Here is a 17640-nt window from a genome sequence, read left to right as displayed (position 1 = left end):
GGCGCGGTGCAGGCACCGGTGACCGCCTGTGGAACGGGCAATGGAACGGTGGCGCATGGCATTAACGAGGTTGCCATGACCGTGCGGTTATCCTGTGACCTCACCGAGCCAGGGAGGCAATGCAATGACGATCGGCGAGTATTCGGAATTCTATCGCGGCAAGCGCGTGGTGGACTTCAGTGTGGACCAGCCCGCCAGCGGCGGCGACGTGGTGTACCGGCTGCGGCAGGAGTACGAAAGCGAAGGCAGCCAGGCGGAGTTGCTCGACACCCTGCTGGCGCAGGTCGACCCGGCCAGCATCCAGGCATTGATCATCGGCCCGTGGCGCGAATCCTACGAGGAAGGCCCCAGCGGCTATCTGCAGCGGCTGATCGAACGCCGCGACGAACTGACCGCGCTGCGCGCGCTGTTCGTCGGCGACATGGTCTGCGAGGACTGCGAGGTGTCGTGGATTATCCAGACCGACTACACCCCGCTGCTGGCCGCATTTCCGGCGCTGCAGTCGCTGCGTGTGCGCGGGTCGTCCAAATTGGTGCTGACCCCGTTCACGCACACGCAGCTGCAGGAACTGGCGATCGAATGCGGTGGGCTGCCGTCTGCCATCGTGCAGGCGATCGCCGACTCCACGCTGCCGGCGCTGCAGCACCTGGAGCTGTGGCTGGGTGTGGAGGACTACGGCTACGACGGCGATCTGGGCACCTACCAGCGGCTGCTGGCAGCCATCGGCCCGGAGCGTCTGCGCTATCTGGGCCTGCGCAACGCGGCCAACACCGACGAACTGGCGACCTGGCTGGCCACCCAGCCGTGGTTGGGCAGCCTGGACACGCTGGACCTGTCGCTGGGCACCATCGGCGATGTCGGGGCGCGAGCCCTGGTCGAAAGCACGCAGCTGGGCCAGCTGCAGCGGATCGATCTGAGCCACCACTACATTTCTGCCGACTGGCAGGCCCGTCTGGCGACGCTGCCGGCCACGGTGATCCTGGAAGAGCACGAAGAGGAAGACGAAGACGAGCGCTACGTCGCTGTCTCCGAATGACGTGAGCGCGCATTGGGTGTTGGTGGGACCGCGAGGCAGCCGCAGGATCGCCGCCCTGCAGCAGGCATTGCAGGCGCAGGGGCAGCCCGCGGCGACGGTGTTCGACTATCTGCAGCTGCTGGACACCGCCGCGCCGTTGCAGGACTGGCTGGCGCGGCATCCGGCCGCGCTGGTCAAGCTGGAATCGCCGGGCGAAGCGCCGGCGTTGCATCAAGCGCTGATCGTGCGTGGTTGGCATTGCCTTGGACAGCCAGGGCCGGCACCTGCGCCATTGGCGCATGGCGAACTGGCGCATCAGCACCTGTGGCATGCCGGGTTTGCAGACCTGCTCGCAACCTTGCCGGCGGCGCGCTATCTCAATCCACCGGCGGACCTGCTGGCAATGACCGACAAACTTGGCTGCCAGCAGCGCTTGGCCGCGGCAGGGGTCAGCGTGCCGGCCCTGCTGGGTACGATCGACAGCTACGCCGGCCTGCGCGAATGCTTGCAGGCCAGCGGCTGCACCCAGGCATTTCTCAAGCCGCGCTACGGCTCGTCCGGCGCGGGCGTGCTGGCGTATCGCTGGCATCGCGATGGACGCCAGATCGCCAGCGGTTCGGCCGAGCTGGTGGTGCAGGACGGCCAGGTGCGCGTGTTCAACGCCTTGCGCCAGCGCCGCTATACCCGCACCGACGAGATCGCGCCGCTGGTCGATGCGATCGCCGCGCAGGGCGCTTACCTGGAACAGTGGATTCCCAAACCGCGCGCGCCCGGCCTGCCCGGTTATCACTACGACCTGCGCGTGGTCGCGTTCGACGGCGTGGCGCGGCAACGCGTGGCGCGTGCCAGCCGCGGCCCGTTGACCAATCTGCACCTGGGTAACTGGCGTCTGCCGGCGCAGGCCTGGCAGAGCGCCGACGTGGATGCGGCGGTGGCCAGCACCGTGGCGCAGGCGGCCAGCGCGTTTGCCGACTGTCGCATGATCGGTTTCGACCTGATCCAGCGCGCCGGGCGCTGCCATGTGCTGGAGGCCAACGGCTTTGGCGATCTGCTGCCGCAGCTGCGCTGGCAGGGACGCACCACCTACGAAGATCAGGCGGCACTCGGCGCCATCGCCGCCGCTGCCGGCATGACCGTCGACACGCGCCCGGAGGGCCTGCTGCATGGCTGAACTGCTGCCGGACATGCGCGCCATTGTCGGTGCGCACGACATCGTGCTGATCACCTTGGATACGCTGCGCTACGACGCTGCGCAGCGCTGTTTTGCGCGGGGCGAACTGCCGGTGCTGGCGCCGTATCTGCCGGCCGACGGCTGGGAGCGGCGGCACACACCGGGCAGCTTTACGTATGCGGCGCACATGGCGTTTTTCGCGGGCTTTTTGCCGACTCCCGCGCGGCAGGGCCCGCATCCGCGTCTGTTTGCGCTGGCCTTCGATGGCAGCGAAACCATCGTCGCGCAGACCCAGGTGTTCGCCGACAGCGGCACTATCGTCGATGGCCTGGCGCGCTGCGGGTACCACACGCTGTGCATCGGCGGCACCGGTTTCTTCAACAAGCGCAACGCGCTGGGCGCACAGTTGCCCGGCCTGTTCCGCGAAAGCCACTGGTCGCCGGAGTTTGGCGTCACCGCCGCCGATTCGACCGAGCGCCAGGTCGCGCTGGCCTGCGCACGCCTGGGCGACCCCGCGCTGCGCGATACCCGCTGTTTTCTGTTCATCAACGTCTCGGCCATGCATCAGCCCAATTGCCATTACCTGCCCGGCGCGGTGCGCGACGACCTCGATAGCCACTGCGCCGCGCTGCGCTATGTGGATGCCGCGCTGGCGCCGTTGTTTGCCGCACTGCGCGCGCGCGGCGGTGCGTTTGCCATCGTCTGTTCCGATCACGGCACTGCCTACGGCGAGGATGGCTACCATGGCCATCGCCTGGCCCACGAGGTGGTGATGACCGTGCCTTATGCCCATTTCCTGGTGATCCCATGAGCCTGCCTTCGTTGGCCGAATTGCTGCGCCAGCCGCCGTATCAGGCCTATTCGTACTCGTATCCGCACAAGACCAGCTACCGGCCGCTGCAGCCGGCCGTGCCGTTGTCGCAGGTCTGGGCCGACGAGCCCCGGCAGGCGCTGTTTCTCTACCTGCATATTCCGTTCTGCTCGTACCGCTGCGGGTTCTGCAATCTGTTCGCATTGGCGCGGCCGGCGCCGGCGCAGGTGGAGGCGTATCTGACGCAGATGGAGCAGCAACTGCGCGCCACCGTGCAGGCGTTGGGCACGCACCGCTTCGTGCGCTTTGCGATGGGCGGCGGCACGCCGAGCTATCTGGATCCGGCGCAGCTGCAGCGCGTGTTCGACATGGTGGACCGCCACGCGACGATTGCGCTGGACACCATTCCGGCCGGCATCGAGGTGTCGCCGGAAACCGTCGATGCCGAGCGGCTGCGGGTCTGCCGGCAGGCCGGCATCGATCGGGTCAGCATGGGCATCCAGAGTTTCAGCGCCGCCGAAGTGAGCGCATTGGTGCGGCCGCAGCAGCGCGATACGGTGGAGCGGGCGATCGCCATCATTCGCGCCCAGGACATTCCAACGCTGAATCTGGATCTGATCTACGGCATCGCCGGGCAGACCGTGGACAGTTTCCTGGCCTCCATCGACAGCGCACTGCAGCATGCGCCCGAAGAACTGTATCTGTATCCGCTGTACGTGCGTCCGATGACCGGCCTGGGCCGGATCGAGGCCAAGGCGGGCGGGCGACGCAGCTTTGTGCTGCAACCCGAGCCGCTGGACGAGCGCCTGGTGCTGTACCGCGCCGGCCGCGACCATCTGCTGGCGGCCGGCTACACGCAGGTGTCGATGCGCATGTTCCGCGCCCCGCATGCGCGCGATAGCGACGCGCCGGTGTACTGCTGCCAGAGCGATGGCATGGTGGGCATCGGCTGCGGCGCGCGCTCGTATACCGCCGGCCTGCATTACTCCAGCGAATACGGGGTCAGCCGGCGCTCGGTGGCGGAGATTCTCGAACACTATCTGGCGCGCGATCCGGCCAGTTTCGCCTGCGCCGACTACGGCATTGCGCTGGATGCCGACGATGCCATGCGGCGGCATGCGATCCAGTCGTTGTTGGTGTTTCCGGGGCTGGACTGCGATGAGTTCCGTCAGCGCTTTGGCCGCGATTGCCTGGAGTCTTTGCCACAGCTGCAGGAGTTGCTGGCGTTAGGGCTGGCGCAGCGGCACGGAGCGTTGCTGGCGCTCACCGCCGCAGGCATGGAGCGGGCCGACACCATTGGCCCGTGGCTGACCTCGGCGCCGATTGTCGAGCGCATGCAGCGGTACCAGGTCGGGTAGGCGGCCGATGCATCTGTCATTGCTCTATCGCGGCCGGCTGAGCAGCTGCAATTACGCCTGCGATTACTGCCCGTTCGCCAAGACCTACGACAGCCCCGCCGCGCTGCGTCGCGACGCGCAGGATCTGGCGCGGTTTGTCGGCTGGGCACAGGCGCAGACGCGGCCGTTGTCGATCCTGTTCACGCCCTGGGGCGAGGGCCTGGTGCGGCGACACTACCGCGAGGCGATGGTGCAGCTGAGCCAGCTGCCGCAGCTACGCCGCGTGGCGATCCAGACCAACCTGTGCACGGGCATGCGCTGGCTCGACGCTGCCAATCTCGACCGCCTGGCGTTGTGGTGCACCTACCATCCCAGCCAGGTGACGCGTGCGGCCTTCCTGCGGCGCTGCCAGGCGTTGCGCGACCGCGGCGTGCGCCACAGCGTGGGCATGGTCGCCGCGCACGCGCACATGGACGAGATCGAAGCGCTACGTGCGGCCTTGCCGGACACCACGCCGATGTGGCTCAACGCCTTCGATCCGCGTCCGCCCGATTACTACACGCCCGAGCAGGTACAGCGCTTGAGCCGGATCGATCCGCATTTCGGCTACAACCTGACCCCGCCGCCCAGCTTCGGCGCGCCCTGCCTGACTGGCGAATCGGTGTTGTCGGTGGATGGCGACGGCACCGTGCGGCGCTGCCACTTCGTCGATACGCCGCTGGGCAATCTCTACGACGGCAGTTTCGCAGCGCAGCTGCGTGCCCGCAGCTGCCCCAATGCGCGATGCGATTGCTTCATCGGCTATGCGCATCGGCCGGACCTGCCGTTCCAGGCCGACTATGCAGGCGGCGTGCTGGAACGGGTGCCGGCGACGGCGTGAGCCGGCCACTGCAGACCGGTGATTCGCCCCGGAGCGGCTGATAGCCCCCGACGCGCGTGCTACGGCGGAGTGGATGCGCGACGGAAGCGGAGTGCGCACGTGACGCCGCCCCGAAGACTGCGGCGTGCGCCCTGGCCTTCGCGCACGAACATGTCGATGGTCTGTTCGATGCGTTCGGCAAAACGGTCTTCGCTCCACGGCAAAAACAGCTCGGCCTGCAGGAACGGGTACACCGTGCGACCCAGCCGGATCAGACCGGCGCGGCTCATGCGGCGGTTGTTCTGGAAGCAGCACGCCACCCACGACGCGGCTGCGCAGTCGCTTCAATCCCCGCGTTTACTCGCCCAAGCGGGTACGCAGCTCGGTCACCTGCTCGCGCAGTTCCTGCAGCTGCTCTTCCAGACTCTGCACCCGCGCTTCCAGGGCGGCGGTGTCGGCGCCGCGTGGCGTGCTTTCGCGCGTTGCGGCGGCGGCCTGCAGCGCGTCGAGATCCAGCTCGCCACTGAGCAGGTGCGCATAGCGCTCTTCGCGCTGGCCGCTGGCGCGCGGCAGTTGTACCGCCAGGCTGCGCTGGATCAGCCGGTCCAGGTGATGGCGCACGTCGTCGGTATCGTTGAAGCGCGCCAGCCGCTCGCTGCGCGCGAACAGCTCGCCCAGGGTCTGCGGGCCGCGCAACAGCAGCAGGCCGATCAGGGCCACTTGCTGGCGCGTCAGATCCAGCACGCTGCCCAGCCGGTGTTCGTAACGTTCTGCACGCGAGGAGAACTGCTGGCGCACCAGTCCCAGCGTTTCCAACTGGCGCAGCGCGTGATGCACTACGCCGGTCTGCAGGTTCAGCACCGGCTCGCGCGCGGTCTTCTGGTTGGCGGCCACCTGTGCGGCGTTGACGGTAAGCGGATAAGCGTCCGGGGTGGTCGCTTCCTTTTCGATCAGGCAACCAAGCACGCGGGCCTGAGCGGCATCGAGGACGGGCGGTGGCGAGGTCTCTGTCATGGGTGGCTCCAGGGGCGATCAGCCCGCAAGGATATGCCGATCCGGCATCGGCGTTCTTCGGCTCGTGCGATCGTGCAGCGTGGCGCGTCGGCATGGACATGCCATTGCGGCGCCGGAGCCGGCAGCTGGCGCGCGCGGGCACGCAACCAGCGCCGCCATCCGGCCACCGGCCGTCGCACCGAAAACCCGGATCGACCAGGCCAGCGGCGGTGTGCCTTTGCGACTCTCGAATGCAGCGCCTTCGGCAGCGGCGAGCGGTGCGGCGCGAACCCGCTAAAATCGCGCTCTTCATTACCGCTCCTGTTCTGGTGGATGCCATGCGCCCCTCGCTTTACGCACCGTTGTCCTTGCTCGCCTGCACCGCGCTGGCCTTGAGCGCCTGCAAGCCCGGCCAAGAGGAGATGGGCCAGCGTGCGCAAGCCGCTGCCGTGTCGGCCAACGCGGCCGCCAGTGCCGCTGCGGCGAAACAGGCCTCCGCGCCAACTGCCAACACCGCACCAGCCGGCGACGACAACCTCAACGCGGTGCTGTGGATGCAGCGCTCGGAGGAATACCGTGCGGTGGCCGAGCAGACCTACCGCGCTGCGGCGGACAAGCTCGATGTCGCGCTCAAACAGCCCAACTGGGATGCGCTGGTGCCGGAAGAACGCGGCAATGCCGCCACCGGCCTGAAGCCGGCGGTGGTGCTGGACGTGGACGAGACCGTGCTGGACAACTCGCCCTACCAGGCGCGCCTGCTGCGCGATGGCAAGGAGTACGACGAATTGAGCTGGGACCAGTGGGTGGCCGAGAAGAAGGCCAGGCCGATCCCCGGCGTAGTGGACTTCGCCAAGGCCGCCAATGCGCGCGGCATCACTCTGATCTACATCTCCAACCGCGCCGTGCACCTCAAGGACGCCACCCTGGCCAACCTGCGTAGCGCCGGCCTGCCAGTGGCCGACGACAGCGTGTTTCTCGGCCTGGGCACGGTGGTGCAAGGCTGCGAGCAGAACGGCAGCGAGAAGAACTGCCGTCGTCAGTTGGCCGGGCAGACCTACCGCGTGCTGATGCAGTTCGGCGACCAGCTGGGCGACTTCGTACAGGTGACCGCCAACACCAGCCAGGCGCGCGGCGCGTTGCTGCAGCAGTACCACGACTGGTTCGGCGAGCGCTGGTGGATGCTGCCCAATCCCAGCTATGGCGGCTGGGAGCCGGCGCAGTTCAACAACGATTATTCCCAACCCTGGCAGACCCGCCACGACGCCAAGCGCGCCGCACTGGAGCTTGCACGATGAGCCGTCCCCCCTTGCCGCTGGCCGCGCACGAGCGGCTGATCTTCGCGTTGGACGTGCCCAGCCATGACGAGGCGATCGCCTGGGTCGACCGGTTGGGCGACTCGGTGGCGTTCTACAAGATCGGCATGGAGCTGCTGGCGTCGGGCGAGTACTTCCATGTGCTCGATGCCTTGGCCAAGCGCAACAAGCGCGTGTTCGTCGACCTGAAGTTCTTCGACATCCCCGCCACCGTGGCCGGCACCATCCGCCGCCTGTCACAATGGCCGGTGAGCTATTGCACCGTGCACGGCTGGCACGCCGGCATGCTGCAGGCCGCCGCCGAGGCCAACCAGGGCGACATGCGCCTGCTGGCAGTGACCGTGCTGACCTCGATGGGGCGCCCGGACCTTGCCGCCATGGGCATCGACCGCGAACCGGTGGACGTAGTGGTGGAGCGCGCGCTGGCCGCCCAGGCCGCCGGCATCGACGGCGTGATCGCTTCCGGCCAGGAAGCCGGCCCGATCCGCCGCGCCACCGGCCCGGCCTTTTCGATCGTCTGCCCCGGCATCCGTCCGGGCGGCCCGGTTGGCGACGACCAGCAACGCACCGTGGGCGTGGCGCAGGCCTTCACCGATGGCGCCGATGCGATTGTCGTCGGCCGGCCGATCCGCCTGGCCGCCGACCCGGCAGCGGCGGCTGCCGCTATCCAGGCCGAGATTGCGATGGCAGTAGTGCGATCTCGCGAGTAAGGCACACCTAGTTGTTTGCAATGACGCAAGACACGCCGCCTCATCGGCCGCGCGCTTGGCGTGGGGGAATCACCCACGCAGGGTAAGGCGTAGCCCGCTGGTGAGGATTGCGTGAAAGCCTGAATCTGTATTAGCAGGCGACCTAGACGGTGACCATCGTCTGCATGGATGTCGATGTGCGCTAGTGTCTGCGCCATATCCGCCAAGGACGGTGTGGCCGTAGCAACTAACGTTGCCGGACGCTGCCGATACGGGACACCGGCTTCGGATAATGTGTCATGCGAGATCTTTTCCGGCCGCTCATTGCGGCGCTGCTTTTGACTGGTATTGGCGGCTGTTCTCTCGTCGCCAACGTTCCGGAGTTGTTCCGCTACGACGAACCTACCGACGGACAACGAACGCGCCTGCGCATCGTCGGCGACGATGGCAACACTGTGATCTACCCAGGGACCACATGCGATCGCGCCAATGTTCCGGGATTCGGCCGCGCCGCTCGCGCGCTCGTGTTTGGTGGTCAAGATTTGGGCATGCCACGCCTGAGCGACACACCCAAACACCCACTGGAACTCGCCGTGCGGGCAGGTGAACCGATGGTGGTGGGATTCAGCGCCGGTGCGGTGGCCAGTCCGACATGCCCCAAGGCGCCGCCTGGCTATCGGATGGTCTGTAACAGCCCCATCGGACATGGGCCGACCTGTGTAACGACGCGCAGCTTCGTGCCGGAATCGGGCGTTGATTACGAAGCACATCTGGACTTCGGTGCAGGCCGCTGTCGGCTCGATGTGTATGCGCTGACCACGCGTCGCGACGGTACGACCGAACGCCGTGCCATCGCTGCTGCGTTACCCAGCTGCCCCGCCAGCTCAAAAGAATGATGACCATGTCCTACCTCTGGTCACCCAACGCTGCAATCCTGCACCCATCGAATGATCCTTCGCCGACTGGCAAGCGATGGACTACGCGACGGTCAAGCAGGTGAGTGCGCAATACGTTGCCCAGTGCAGTCAAGAGTTCGCACGCCGTTTCCCAGGCTTGTTTAACGAAGCCGCTATCGCCGTAGCGGCTGAATAATCAAGAGCTTAGACCAAGACTCTTGAAGTGTTGCTTTAACGTTAAAGTCTGGTTAGCATGCCGCGTCCGATGTCAGTCGGAAGCTTTGCCACTCATTGTCCACCGGGCTTGTCCCGGTTTTCGAAGGGATCGGGCCTTGTGCCCGATCCTTTTTTTTGGCCGACGCCCGGCGCAGATGCGCCGCTGCCACCCGACTGCGCACCGTGCTGGGGGCGGCGTCTTCGGCACGATCGCACGCGACTCCGGCATTGCCTCGCCAAGGGCGTGAGGCGCTCGCCCGGTACCGATCGCTGCACCGGCGGGCGCTCACAGCACCGGCGCGGCCTTGCAATAGCGGTCGATGAACTGCTGGTGGGTCGGCATGACGTCCACGCAGTGGCTGATGGTCTGCGCCACGCTGGCCAGGAAGCCTTCGGCGTCGGTGTCCGGCACCTGGTCCACCAGCGGGTGGTAGCCGGTCGGCAGGATGCCCTGGCCCACCATCACCTGCACCCAGCTGATCTCGGCGAACATCTCTTCGGCATTGCGATAGAACCGCCCGCTGTCACGGAACAGGTCCAGCGTGGCCTGCAACTCGGGGGTGATCGGCATGGTCCGGCAGTGCCGCCAGAACGCGCTGTCGTCGCGCTCGGTGGCGTGGTAGTGCAGCAGCAGGAAATCGCGGATGCGGTCGAACTCGAACGCCAGCCGGTCGTTGTAGCGCTGCACCAGCACCGGGCTGATGCCTTGCCGCGGGAACAGCTCCAGCAACTTGGAAATACCGGACTGGATCAGATGGATGCTGGTGGATTCCAGCGGTTCCAGAAAACCGCTGGCCAGGCCCAGCGCGACCACATTGCGGTTCCAGCACTGCTTGCGCCGGCCGGTGGTGAAGCGCAGCGGGCGCGGGTCGCCCAAGGGCGTGCCATCCAGGTTGGCGAGCAAGCTGGCCGCGGCTTCGTCGTCGCTGATGTGCGCGCTGGAATACACGTAGCCGTTGCCGGTGCGGTGCTGCAGCGGGATACGCCATTGCCAGCCTGCTGCGCGCGCGGTGCAGCGCGTGTACGGCGTGGGCGGGCCGATCTTTTCGCAGGGCACGGCCAGCGCGCGATCGCACGGCAGCCAGTGGGTGAAGTCGTGGTAGCCGGTGTGCAACGCGTCTTCGATCAACAGGCCGCGAAAGCCCGAGCAATCGATAAACAGGTCGCCGGCGATGACCTGGCCGGACGCCAGTTGCAACGACACCACATGGCCCGACTCGGGGTGCAGTTGCACCTGCTCCACCATGCCTTCGATGCGGCGCACACCGCGCGCTTCGGCAAACCCGCGCAAGAAGCGCGCGTACAGCGAGGCATCGAAGTGATACGCGTAGGCGATGTTGGCCAGCGGCGAGGTGGCCGGTACATCGCCGGCCGAGGTCATGAACTTGCCGCGCGCGGCGGCCACGGTATTGAGCGTGTACGCGCCCAACGGCTGCGCTTTGCCGCGTAGCTGTTGCCTGATCCAGTATTGATGGAATGGCAGCAGCCCGAGCGGATGGCCGATCTGTGTGCCGAAACCATGGATATACGCGCTGCCCGGGCGTTGCCAGTCGACGAATTCGATCCCCAGTTTGAAGCTGCCCTGGGTCTGGCGCACGAACTCGGCCTCATCGATGCCGAGCAGGTTATTGAAGGCCTTGATGTGCGGCACGGTGGCTTCGCCGACACCCACGGTGCCGAGCTGCTCGGACTCGATCAGCTGCACGTTGAAGGTGGGGCCAAGCACGCGCGCGAGGGCGGCGGCCGCCATCCAGCCGGCGGTGCCGCCACCGACGATGACGATGTTGCGAAGTGGAGCGGGGATCATGCCTGCACGTTCCTGATCGAGAGAGGACGGACAAACGAACGGGGCCAGCTGGCCCCGTTGCGAAGACCACACGCGCGCAGCCGCACGCGTGTGGCGATGACGCTCAATCAGAACTTGGCGCCGAGTTCTAACACCACGCTGCGCGGCACGTAGTTGATCTCGCCGCTGGTGTTGAGGCTGATATCCGGATCGAACTGCCCGTTGCTGCCGAAGCTGTTATAGGAATACGCGCTGTAGTTCTTGAAGTTGAAGGCATTGAGCAGGTTGACGCGCGCCGACATCTTGAAGTCGCCAACAACGGTGAACTCCTTGGTGGCCTGGAAGTCCACCGTGCGGTAGCCCCAGATATCGCCACCGACCAGGAACTTGCCGCTGCCCGGTGGCGTGACGCCCACCTGCTGGCAGGTCGCACCATCGGGATCGGTGAAGCCGAAGCAGGCGATCGTGTTGATCGGCTCGGGCGTTGCCAGTACCAGCTTGGCACCCAGCGTCACACCCCACGGGCCGTCGATCGAGCCGGAGGCCACAAAGCGATGCGCGGACACCGCGTCGGATTTGACGAACGGATAGTCGCGAATGGTGGCCTTGTCAAAGCCGTACGGCTCGTCGATGTTGCGGTTCTGGCGCGCGCTGGTGTGCGTGTAGGACAGGGTCAGGCCCCAACCGGATTCCTTGGTGTACGGCTTGTCGGCCGACAGCAGCACCTGGCTGTTGCGCTGCTCCAGGCCGTTGGTGCCCAGGATGGTGTTCTGGTAGCCCGGCACCGGCTCGCCCCACGGCACATTGCCATTCTGGAAGTACGAACCATCCGGGTAGCGGTTGATCAAACCCATCGCAAACCCGTCGTAGCTCAGCACGCGCTGGAAGGTCACATCGGTCAACCAATCGCCCACTTGATTGGTGATGCCGATGCTGTACTGATCGCTGTACGGCGTCTTGAGCTTGTTGTTGAACATAAACAGCTCGGCGCTGCCGCTGACACCGGGAATGGTGTTGAGCTGATCGATACCGTTGAGATAGCGCGGGTCGAACGCAACGCAGGAGCGATCCCTGCGATAGCACTGTTGGGTTGCCGGATTTTCGAAATACACCGCCACCGGCGACAACGCCGCCTTGCTGGTTTCCAGTGCCAACTGTTCGAACAGATTGCGGTCGTACGAGCGCGCCGCACCGCCGTGCAGGATGGCGCTTTCATCGCCGAAGAAGTCGTACGAGAAGCCGAAGCGCGGCGCCCAGGCATCCTTGAAGTTCTTGCGGTTATTGCCGGTGCTGATGTAGTCGGCCACGTTGATGCCGCTGGGCAACAGGCGGTTGGCCCACGGTTGGCCAGGGTTTTCGGCATCGTTGGCGTAGAGCGCGGTGACAAATTCCGGCGAGGTGACGAAGTTGGTGTAGGCCGGGGTGTCTTCGTAATCCCAGCGCACGCCGATGTTGATCATCAGCTTGTCGGTGGCGGCCCAATCGTCCTGCAGGTAGATACCGTACTGCTTGGACGGCGACACCACCGTGGCGCGCTGGCCCGGCGTGGTGTACGGCGCCACGAAGTCCACGCGGTACGGCGTGGACTCTACGCTGCCACCGTTGACGCGATAGCTGAACTGCGGGTTTACCGCCGCGGCGTCCTGCGAGGTCAGCTCGATGTCCTTGTAGTTCACACCCATTTTGATGGTGTGTTCGCCGTGCCACTGGAAGCTGGTGAAGGTCAGATCGTTCTGGATGAACCAGCCTTTTTGACTCTTGCGCTGCGCATTGAGGCCACCCGCCGAGCCGGTGGTCAAAAAGGTGCGCTCATCGATATCGGTGGAGCCGGCACGCGGCTGGAAATACGTATAGACGATGCCGTTGCCGAGCGTGCGCGGAGTCGGATTGTTCTCCGAATTCTCGGTGCCGACGATGACCTCGTTAAACCAGTTGTCGGCGCTGTGCTGCCAACGCAGATTGGTGCGCTTGTCCTTGTTGATCTTGTCGGTGGCCTGCGCCAGCGTATTGGTGCCGCCGACATTGGCGGTCTGGGTTTCGTCGCGGTAGATCGTGCTCAGCTCGATGCGATCGCGGTCGGTGGGTTCGAAATCGATCTTGCCGAAGAACAGGTCTTCTTCGAACGGCATGTTGGCCGGGCCGTACTGGCTGGCCAGGTTGGACGGCAGCTGATTGACGAAGGTGGCCGCCTCTGCGCTGGGCTGCACGCTCTTGGGCGCAACGTTTTCCTTGCCCTCGTAGGCAACGAAGAAATGCATGCGGTCCTGGATGATCGGCCCGCCCAACGCAAACCCGTATTCCTTGGTCTGCGAGTCGATCTTGCCGTTGTCTTCCTCGTCGGGCCGCTTATCGCGCAGATCCTGATCGGTGTAGCGATAGAACACTTCGCCGTGCAGTTCGTTGGTGCCGGACTTGGTGGCCGCGGTGATCGCCGCGCCACTGATCTGGCCGTATTCGGCCTTGTAGTTGGAGGTGATCACCTTGTACTCGCCAATGGCGAGCTGCGGGAACGGATTGCCTTGCGTGTCGCTCTGGCCGGCGACGCCGCCACTGCGCACGTAGCTCTTCTGGCCCACGCCATCGATGTACAGATTGCCGGCACTGGCGTTGGACGCACCGCCGCGCAGCTTGGTGTTGCCGTTGCCGTCCACCTGAAACACCATGCCCGGCACGGTGTCTGCAAACTCCAGGAAGTTGCGCGTGGCTTGCGGCAACTGCTGAATCTGCCGCGCGGAAATGGTGTTCCCCACCTCGGAGGTCTTGACGTCGCGAATCATCGGCGCGCTGACCGTCACCGTCTCCAGCGTGGTCGCATCGCCGGCCGGTGCAGCCGTCTCGGTGCCCAGGTCGACAGTGGCGCTGGAGGCCACCGACAAGGTCACCGTGCGGCTGACGCCGTTGGACTCGACCTTGTAGGTACCCGGCTGCAACCCGACGATGGTGTAGTTGCCGTTCGCATTGACCGGCGCACGACGCACCGAGCCGGTGGCGATATTGGTGACGACGACTTCGCTGCCGCTCTGCGCGGAGGCGACCTGGCCGCGCAACGTGGCGTTGCTGGACTGGGCCATGGCCGGGGTGGTGGCGAACAGCGAGGCGGCCAGGGCGCAGCACAACAGGCTGCGTGCCGGCAGGGTGGAGACGGTACGGTGCTTCTTCATGACTTTCCCCCTCCCAGGGGTAAAGCGCGAACCAGTGGAGTGACTGGCGCGTCGAGGTTGGTACTTTGATGTGAGTGAAACGGGACAACGGGCAACGCAACAAACAACAGCAACTGCAAACAAAAACGGCAAAGGCGCAAACGTTGCGGGGGCGCAGCGCGCAGTCAGTGCGCTATACGGCATGCGCCGCACCGAACCAGTAAGCGTTACCAGTCCAGAACGGCACGATCTCCGTGCGCGGGAAAACAGAAGCGTGCGACACCTGCGATCTGCACCAGTCGGTGGTGCAGACCGCGGGGCCGGCTTACCAGATGATGCGGGCGCTCATGAACAAGGTACGGGGCGGGGTGGAGATCGCGCCGTACTGGTTAATGCTCACGCGCGGGCTATACACGCCGGCATTGCCCCAGTCGATGGCGTACTGGTCGTAGTTGCGGAAGTTCAGCGCATTGATCAGATCGCCACGCACCTGCACGGTGAGTGCATCGGTGACATGCATGTCCTTGGACAACGACAGATCCAACTGGCGCGTGCCGAAGATGTCGCCGCCGGCCAGGAACTTGCCGCCCGGTGCATCCACCGACACGATGCGGATGTTGTCCGAGGTCGGGCCGCCGTACTGGTCGAACGACACCGCCTCGTTGCGCGGCGCCACCGTGGCCAGGGTCAGCTTGGCCGAGGCGCTGATGCCCCAGAACAGATCGTAGATGCCGGTGAGCACCAGCCGGTGGCGCGGCACCGAGTTCAGATCCAGGAACGGGTAGTTGGCGATCGTCGCCGCATCGAAGCCGTACTGATCGTCGTTGCCGCGGTTACCGCGTGCGTGCGAGAACGTGTAGGCGGCGGTCAGGCCCCAGCCGCTTTCCTTGGTGTAGGCCTTGTCGGTCGACAGCAGCAGCTGCGCGGTCTTGGTTTCGACACCGTTGTTGCCGATGATCAGGTTGCCGAAGCCCTGCGGCGGCTGGCTCCACGGCTGCGCACCGGCCTGGAAGAAATCGCCATTGGGAAAGCGATTGCCCAAGGTCAAGATCAAACCGTCTTTGCTGTGGATGTACGACACCGTCGCCGAGTTGCTCCACTCGCCCACGCGCGTGCGCAGGCCGAGCGAATACTGGTCCGAATACGGCGTTTTCAGATCGTTGTTGAGCAGGTCGATCTCGCCGTTACGCACACGTGCATTGACCAGGCCGCCCAGGCTGTCCGGGTTGCTGACAAAGGACGGATTGAAGTTGGTGCAGGTGCCGGCAGCCGGGGTACAACCGGAGGATTCGACAAAGCGAACGGTGTACTGCGACAGCGCCGACTTGACCTGCTCCAAACCCATGATGTCGAACAGGTTGCGGTCGTAGCTGCGCCCGGCGCCACCGAACAGCACCAGCGATTCGTCGCCACGGAAGTCGTAGGAAAAGCCCAGGCGCGGCGCGAAATTGTTGTTGTCCTGTTTGCGATTACGGCCGTTGCTGATGTAGTCGTTGATGTTCACGCCACCCTTGGCCAGTTGTTCGGCATAGGTGGCGCTGACCGCCGGGTTGGTGCCGGGGCCGTTCAATGCGGCGATCACTTCCGGCGGGGTCACGTTGTCCAGGTAGGACGGAATCTTTTCGCCATCCCAGCGGACACCGATATTCAACTGCAACTTGTCGTTGACGTCCCAATCGTCCTGCAGGTACAGGCCCAGCTGTTTGCTGGTGGTGGTCACCGACGGCGCGGCGCCGGCAAACGGCAGATTGAAGCGCACCTGGTAGGGAATGGACGCCGTGCCCGCGCCATCGGTCACCGCGTAGTAGAACGACGGGTTGGCCGCGGAGTTTTCGCTCTGGGTCAACTCCACTTCCTTGTACTTCACGCCCATCTTGATGACGTGGCTGCCGTGCCACTCGATGTTGTTGAAGGTCAGGTCGTTCTGGAAGCTGGGGCCTTTTTGTCCCTTGCGCTGAATCGCCAGGCCGCTGGTGGCATCGTCGTTGAGCAGCACATCGTCTTCGGCGATGCCGCGCGTGTACACGGTCTGGCTGCCGATGGTGTAGGCGGTCGGGTTGAACAGCACGTCTTCATACGACACCCGTGCTTCGTTGACGTAGTTCTCGCCGAAATGCTGCCAGCGCAAGTCGTAGCGTTCTTCGGAATTGAGATTGGTCTTGGCGGCGATGGCGGTGTTCTGGTCGCCCACGCTGTCGCGGCTTTCTTCGTCGCGCACCTTGGCGGTGAGCTCCAGGCGGTCGTTGTCGCCGATGTCCCAATCGATCTTGCCGAAGTACAGGTCTTCGTTGAACGGACGGGTGACCGAGCCCAGGCGGCTCTGCACGCCGGCCGGCAAATCGTCGCGCAGTGCGCTGAAGGCGTCCGGCACCGCAACCGGGTTGGCCGAGACTTCAAAGCCCTTGCCTTCGTAGCTGAAGAAGAAGTGCGCCTTGTCCTGGACGATCGGCCCGCTCAGCGCAAAGCCGTATTCGTCCTGGTGCGTCTTGCGCTTGTCACCGTCGGCGTTGGGCGCGCCGGCGCGCTCGTCGGCCTGGCGGGCGCGGAAATCGGTGTTGGTGGTGCGCCCGAAGATCTCGCCGTGGAATTCGTTACCACCAGATTTGGTGGACGCCACGATCGCCGCCGACCCGACCTGGTCGAACTCGGCCTTGTAGTTGGAGGTGATGACCTTGTACTCGCCGATCGCCAACTGCGGGAACGGGTTGCCCGCGCTCTGCTGCTGGCCGGAGACGCCGCCGAACAGATAGCTCTTCTGGCCCACGCCATCGATGTACACGTTGACCGCCGAGCTGGCCTGCGCACCGCCGCGGATGCGGCTGTTGCCGTTGGCATCGGTCTCGAACTGCATGCCCGGCACGGTGTCGGCAAATTCCAGGAAGTTGCGCGTCAGCTGCGGCACCGTGTTGATCTGCTTCAACGAGATGTTGGTGCCCACCTCGGAGGTCTTGACCTCCTGCAGCGTGGTGGCGGTGACCTGCACCGCGTCCAGCGTGGTGGCGTCGCCGGCCGGCGCCGTGGTCGTCGCATCGCCGCCGCCCAGGTCCAGGCTGACCGAGGAGGCCACCGACAGGGTCACGGTCTTTTCGGTGCCCGGGCCGGCATCCACTTTGTAGGTGCCCGGCGGCAGGCCGACCAGCGCATAAGTCCCGTCCGTACCGGTGGTCACTCGTCGCACCGCGCCGCTGGCGACATTGGTCGCGGTCACGGTGGTGCCCGCCTGGGACGTGGTCACCTGTCCGCGCAATGTGGCATTGCTGGACTGGGCCATCGCCGGAGCGGCGGACAACAACGAAGCGGCGAGGGCGCAGCACAACAGGCTGCGTGCCGGCAGGGTGGACACGGTGCGGTAGGTCTTCATGACTTTCCCCCTCCCAGGGGTCAGGCGCGTACCGGCAAAGTGGTCGGCGTGGC

The 17640-nt window shown here is 65.4% G+C and carries 12 protein-coding genes and 1 pseudogene; 8 read left to right on the top strand and 5 right to left on the bottom strand.

Going from position 1 to position 17640, the window contains the following annotated elements:
• Positions 1–124: 124 nt before the first annotated feature.
• Genes ABQU90_RS22270 through ABQU90_RS22250 form a run of 5 tightly spaced genes read left to right on the top strand, consistent with a single transcriptional unit; the run spans position 125 to position 5214 of the window.
• The gene (locus ABQU90_RS22270) at positions 125–1036 is read left to right on the top strand and encodes an STM4015 family protein (protein WP_104616989.1); all 912 of its coding nucleotides are present in this window, start codon (positions 125–127) and stop codon (positions 1034–1036) included.
• Positions 1037–1055: 19 nt separating this feature from the next.
• Positions 1056–2186 (top strand): STM4014 family protein, encoded by a 1131-nt coding sequence (locus ABQU90_RS22265; protein WP_323523323.1) that lies wholly within the window; start codon positions 1056–1058, stop codon positions 2184–2186.
• The gene (locus ABQU90_RS22260) at positions 2179–2997 is read left to right on the top strand and encodes an STM4013/SEN3800 family hydrolase (RefSeq protein WP_323523267.1); all 819 of its coding nucleotides are present in this window, start codon (positions 2179–2181) and stop codon (positions 2995–2997) included. The genes ABQU90_RS22265 and ABQU90_RS22260 overlap by 8 nt, the downstream gene beginning before the upstream one ends.
• The gene (locus ABQU90_RS22255) at positions 2994–4355 is read left to right on the top strand and encodes an STM4012 family radical SAM protein (protein ID WP_323523268.1); all 1362 of its coding nucleotides are present in this window, start codon (positions 2994–2996) and stop codon (positions 4353–4355) included. The genes ABQU90_RS22260 and ABQU90_RS22255 overlap by 4 nt, the downstream gene beginning before the upstream one ends.
• Positions 4356–4362: 7 nt before the next feature.
• Positions 4363–5214 (top strand): STM4011 family radical SAM protein, encoded by an 852-nt coding sequence (locus ABQU90_RS22250; protein WP_323523269.1) that lies wholly within the window; start codon positions 4363–4365, stop codon positions 5212–5214.
• A gap of 134 nt (positions 5215–5348) precedes the next feature.
• Here the strand turns inward: ABQU90_RS22250 and ABQU90_RS22245 are convergent.
• Positions 5349–5525, bottom strand: a pseudogene (locus tag ABQU90_RS22245) (hypothetical protein); the annotation flags it as partial.
• Between the two features lie 25 nt (positions 5526–5550).
• Entirely contained in the window at positions 5551–6207 is a 657-nt protein-coding gene (locus ABQU90_RS22240; protein WP_055854651.1) for a YceH family protein, read from the bottom strand.
• A 308-nt stretch (positions 6208–6515) separates the two neighbouring features.
• On the opposite strand from ABQU90_RS22240, the gene ABQU90_RS22235 reads away from it, so the two are divergent.
• The 3 genes from ABQU90_RS22235 to ABQU90_RS22225 all read left to right on the top strand — a co-directional run bounded on the left by ABQU90_RS22235 (position 6516) and on the right by ABQU90_RS22225 (position 9084).
• Entirely contained in the window at positions 6516–7481 is a 966-nt protein-coding gene (locus ABQU90_RS22235; protein ID WP_323523270.1) for a 5'-nucleotidase, lipoprotein e(P4) family, read from the top strand.
• Entirely contained in the window at positions 7478–8209 is a 732-nt protein-coding gene (gene pyrF / locus ABQU90_RS22230) for an orotidine-5'-phosphate decarboxylase (protein WP_104616995.1), read from the top strand. Before ABQU90_RS22235 ends, pyrF begins: the two co-directional genes overlap by 4 nt.
• A 278-nt stretch (positions 8210–8487) precedes the next feature.
• A complete protein-coding gene (locus ABQU90_RS22225; RefSeq protein ID WP_153066078.1) occupies positions 8488–9084 on the top strand; it encodes a hypothetical protein in 597 nt (198 codons plus the stop codon).
• Positions 9085–9586: 502 nt separating this feature from the next.
• On the opposite strand, the gene ABQU90_RS22220 is transcribed toward ABQU90_RS22225, so the two are convergent.
• The 3 genes from ABQU90_RS22220 to ABQU90_RS22210 all read right to left on the bottom strand — a co-directional run bounded on the left by ABQU90_RS22220 (position 9587) and on the right by ABQU90_RS22210 (position 17587).
• Complete coding sequence (locus ABQU90_RS22220) at positions 9587–11107, bottom strand: tryptophan halogenase family protein (protein ID WP_323523271.1); 1521 nt, start codon at positions 11105–11107, stop codon at positions 9587–9589.
• Between the two features lie 107 nt (positions 11108–11214).
• Positions 11215–14247, bottom strand: a complete 3033-nt coding sequence (locus ABQU90_RS22215) for a TonB-dependent receptor (protein ID WP_323523272.1) — start codon at positions 14245–14247, stop codon at positions 11215–11217.
• 304 nt (positions 14248–14551) lie between these two features.
• Positions 14552–17587, bottom strand: coding sequence for a TonB-dependent receptor (locus ABQU90_RS22210; RefSeq protein ID WP_323523273.1), 3036 nt, complete (start codon positions 17585–17587; stop codon positions 14552–14554).
• Positions 17588–17640: the final 53 nt, after the last annotated feature.

The organism is Xanthomonas sp. WHRI 10207 (genome assembly GCF_040202975.1).
Taxonomy (GTDB): Bacteria; Pseudomonadota; Gammaproteobacteria; order Xanthomonadales; family Xanthomonadaceae; genus Xanthomonas.
Note: the sequence above shows the minus strand (reverse complement) of the source record. Positions and strands in the feature narration are given on the sequence as shown.

Coding starts and splice junctions, on each gene's coding strand:
- ABQU90_RS22215 (WP_323523272.1), bottom strand. CDS start 14,247: ATGAAGAAGCACCGTACCGTCTCCACCCTGCCGGCACGCAGCCTGTTG.
- ABQU90_RS22240 (WP_055854651.1), bottom strand. CDS start 6,207: ATGACAGAGACCTCGCCACCGCCCGTCCTCGATGCCGCTCAGGCCCGC.
- ABQU90_RS22220 (WP_323523271.1), bottom strand. CDS start 11,107: ATGATCCCCGCTCCACTTCGCAACATCGTCATCGTCGGTGGCGGCACC.
- ABQU90_RS22270 (WP_104616989.1), top strand. CDS start 125: ATGACGATCGGCGAGTATTCGGAATTCTATCGCGGCAAGCGCGTGGTG.
- ABQU90_RS22225 (WP_153066078.1), top strand. CDS start 8,488: ATGCGAGATCTTTTCCGGCCGCTCATTGCGGCGCTGCTTTTGACTGGT.
- ABQU90_RS22260 (WP_323523267.1), top strand. CDS start 2,179: ATGGCTGAACTGCTGCCGGACATGCGCGCCATTGTCGGTGCGCACGAC.
- ABQU90_RS22255 (WP_323523268.1), top strand. CDS start 2,994: ATGAGCCTGCCTTCGTTGGCCGAATTGCTGCGCCAGCCGCCGTATCAG.
- ABQU90_RS22210 (WP_323523273.1), bottom strand. CDS start 17,587: ATGAAGACCTACCGCACCGTGTCCACCCTGCCGGCACGCAGCCTGTTG.
- ABQU90_RS22250 (WP_323523269.1), top strand. CDS start 4,363: ATGCATCTGTCATTGCTCTATCGCGGCCGGCTGAGCAGCTGCAATTAC.
- pyrF (WP_104616995.1), top strand. CDS start 7,478: ATGAGCCGTCCCCCCTTGCCGCTGGCCGCGCACGAGCGGCTGATCTTC.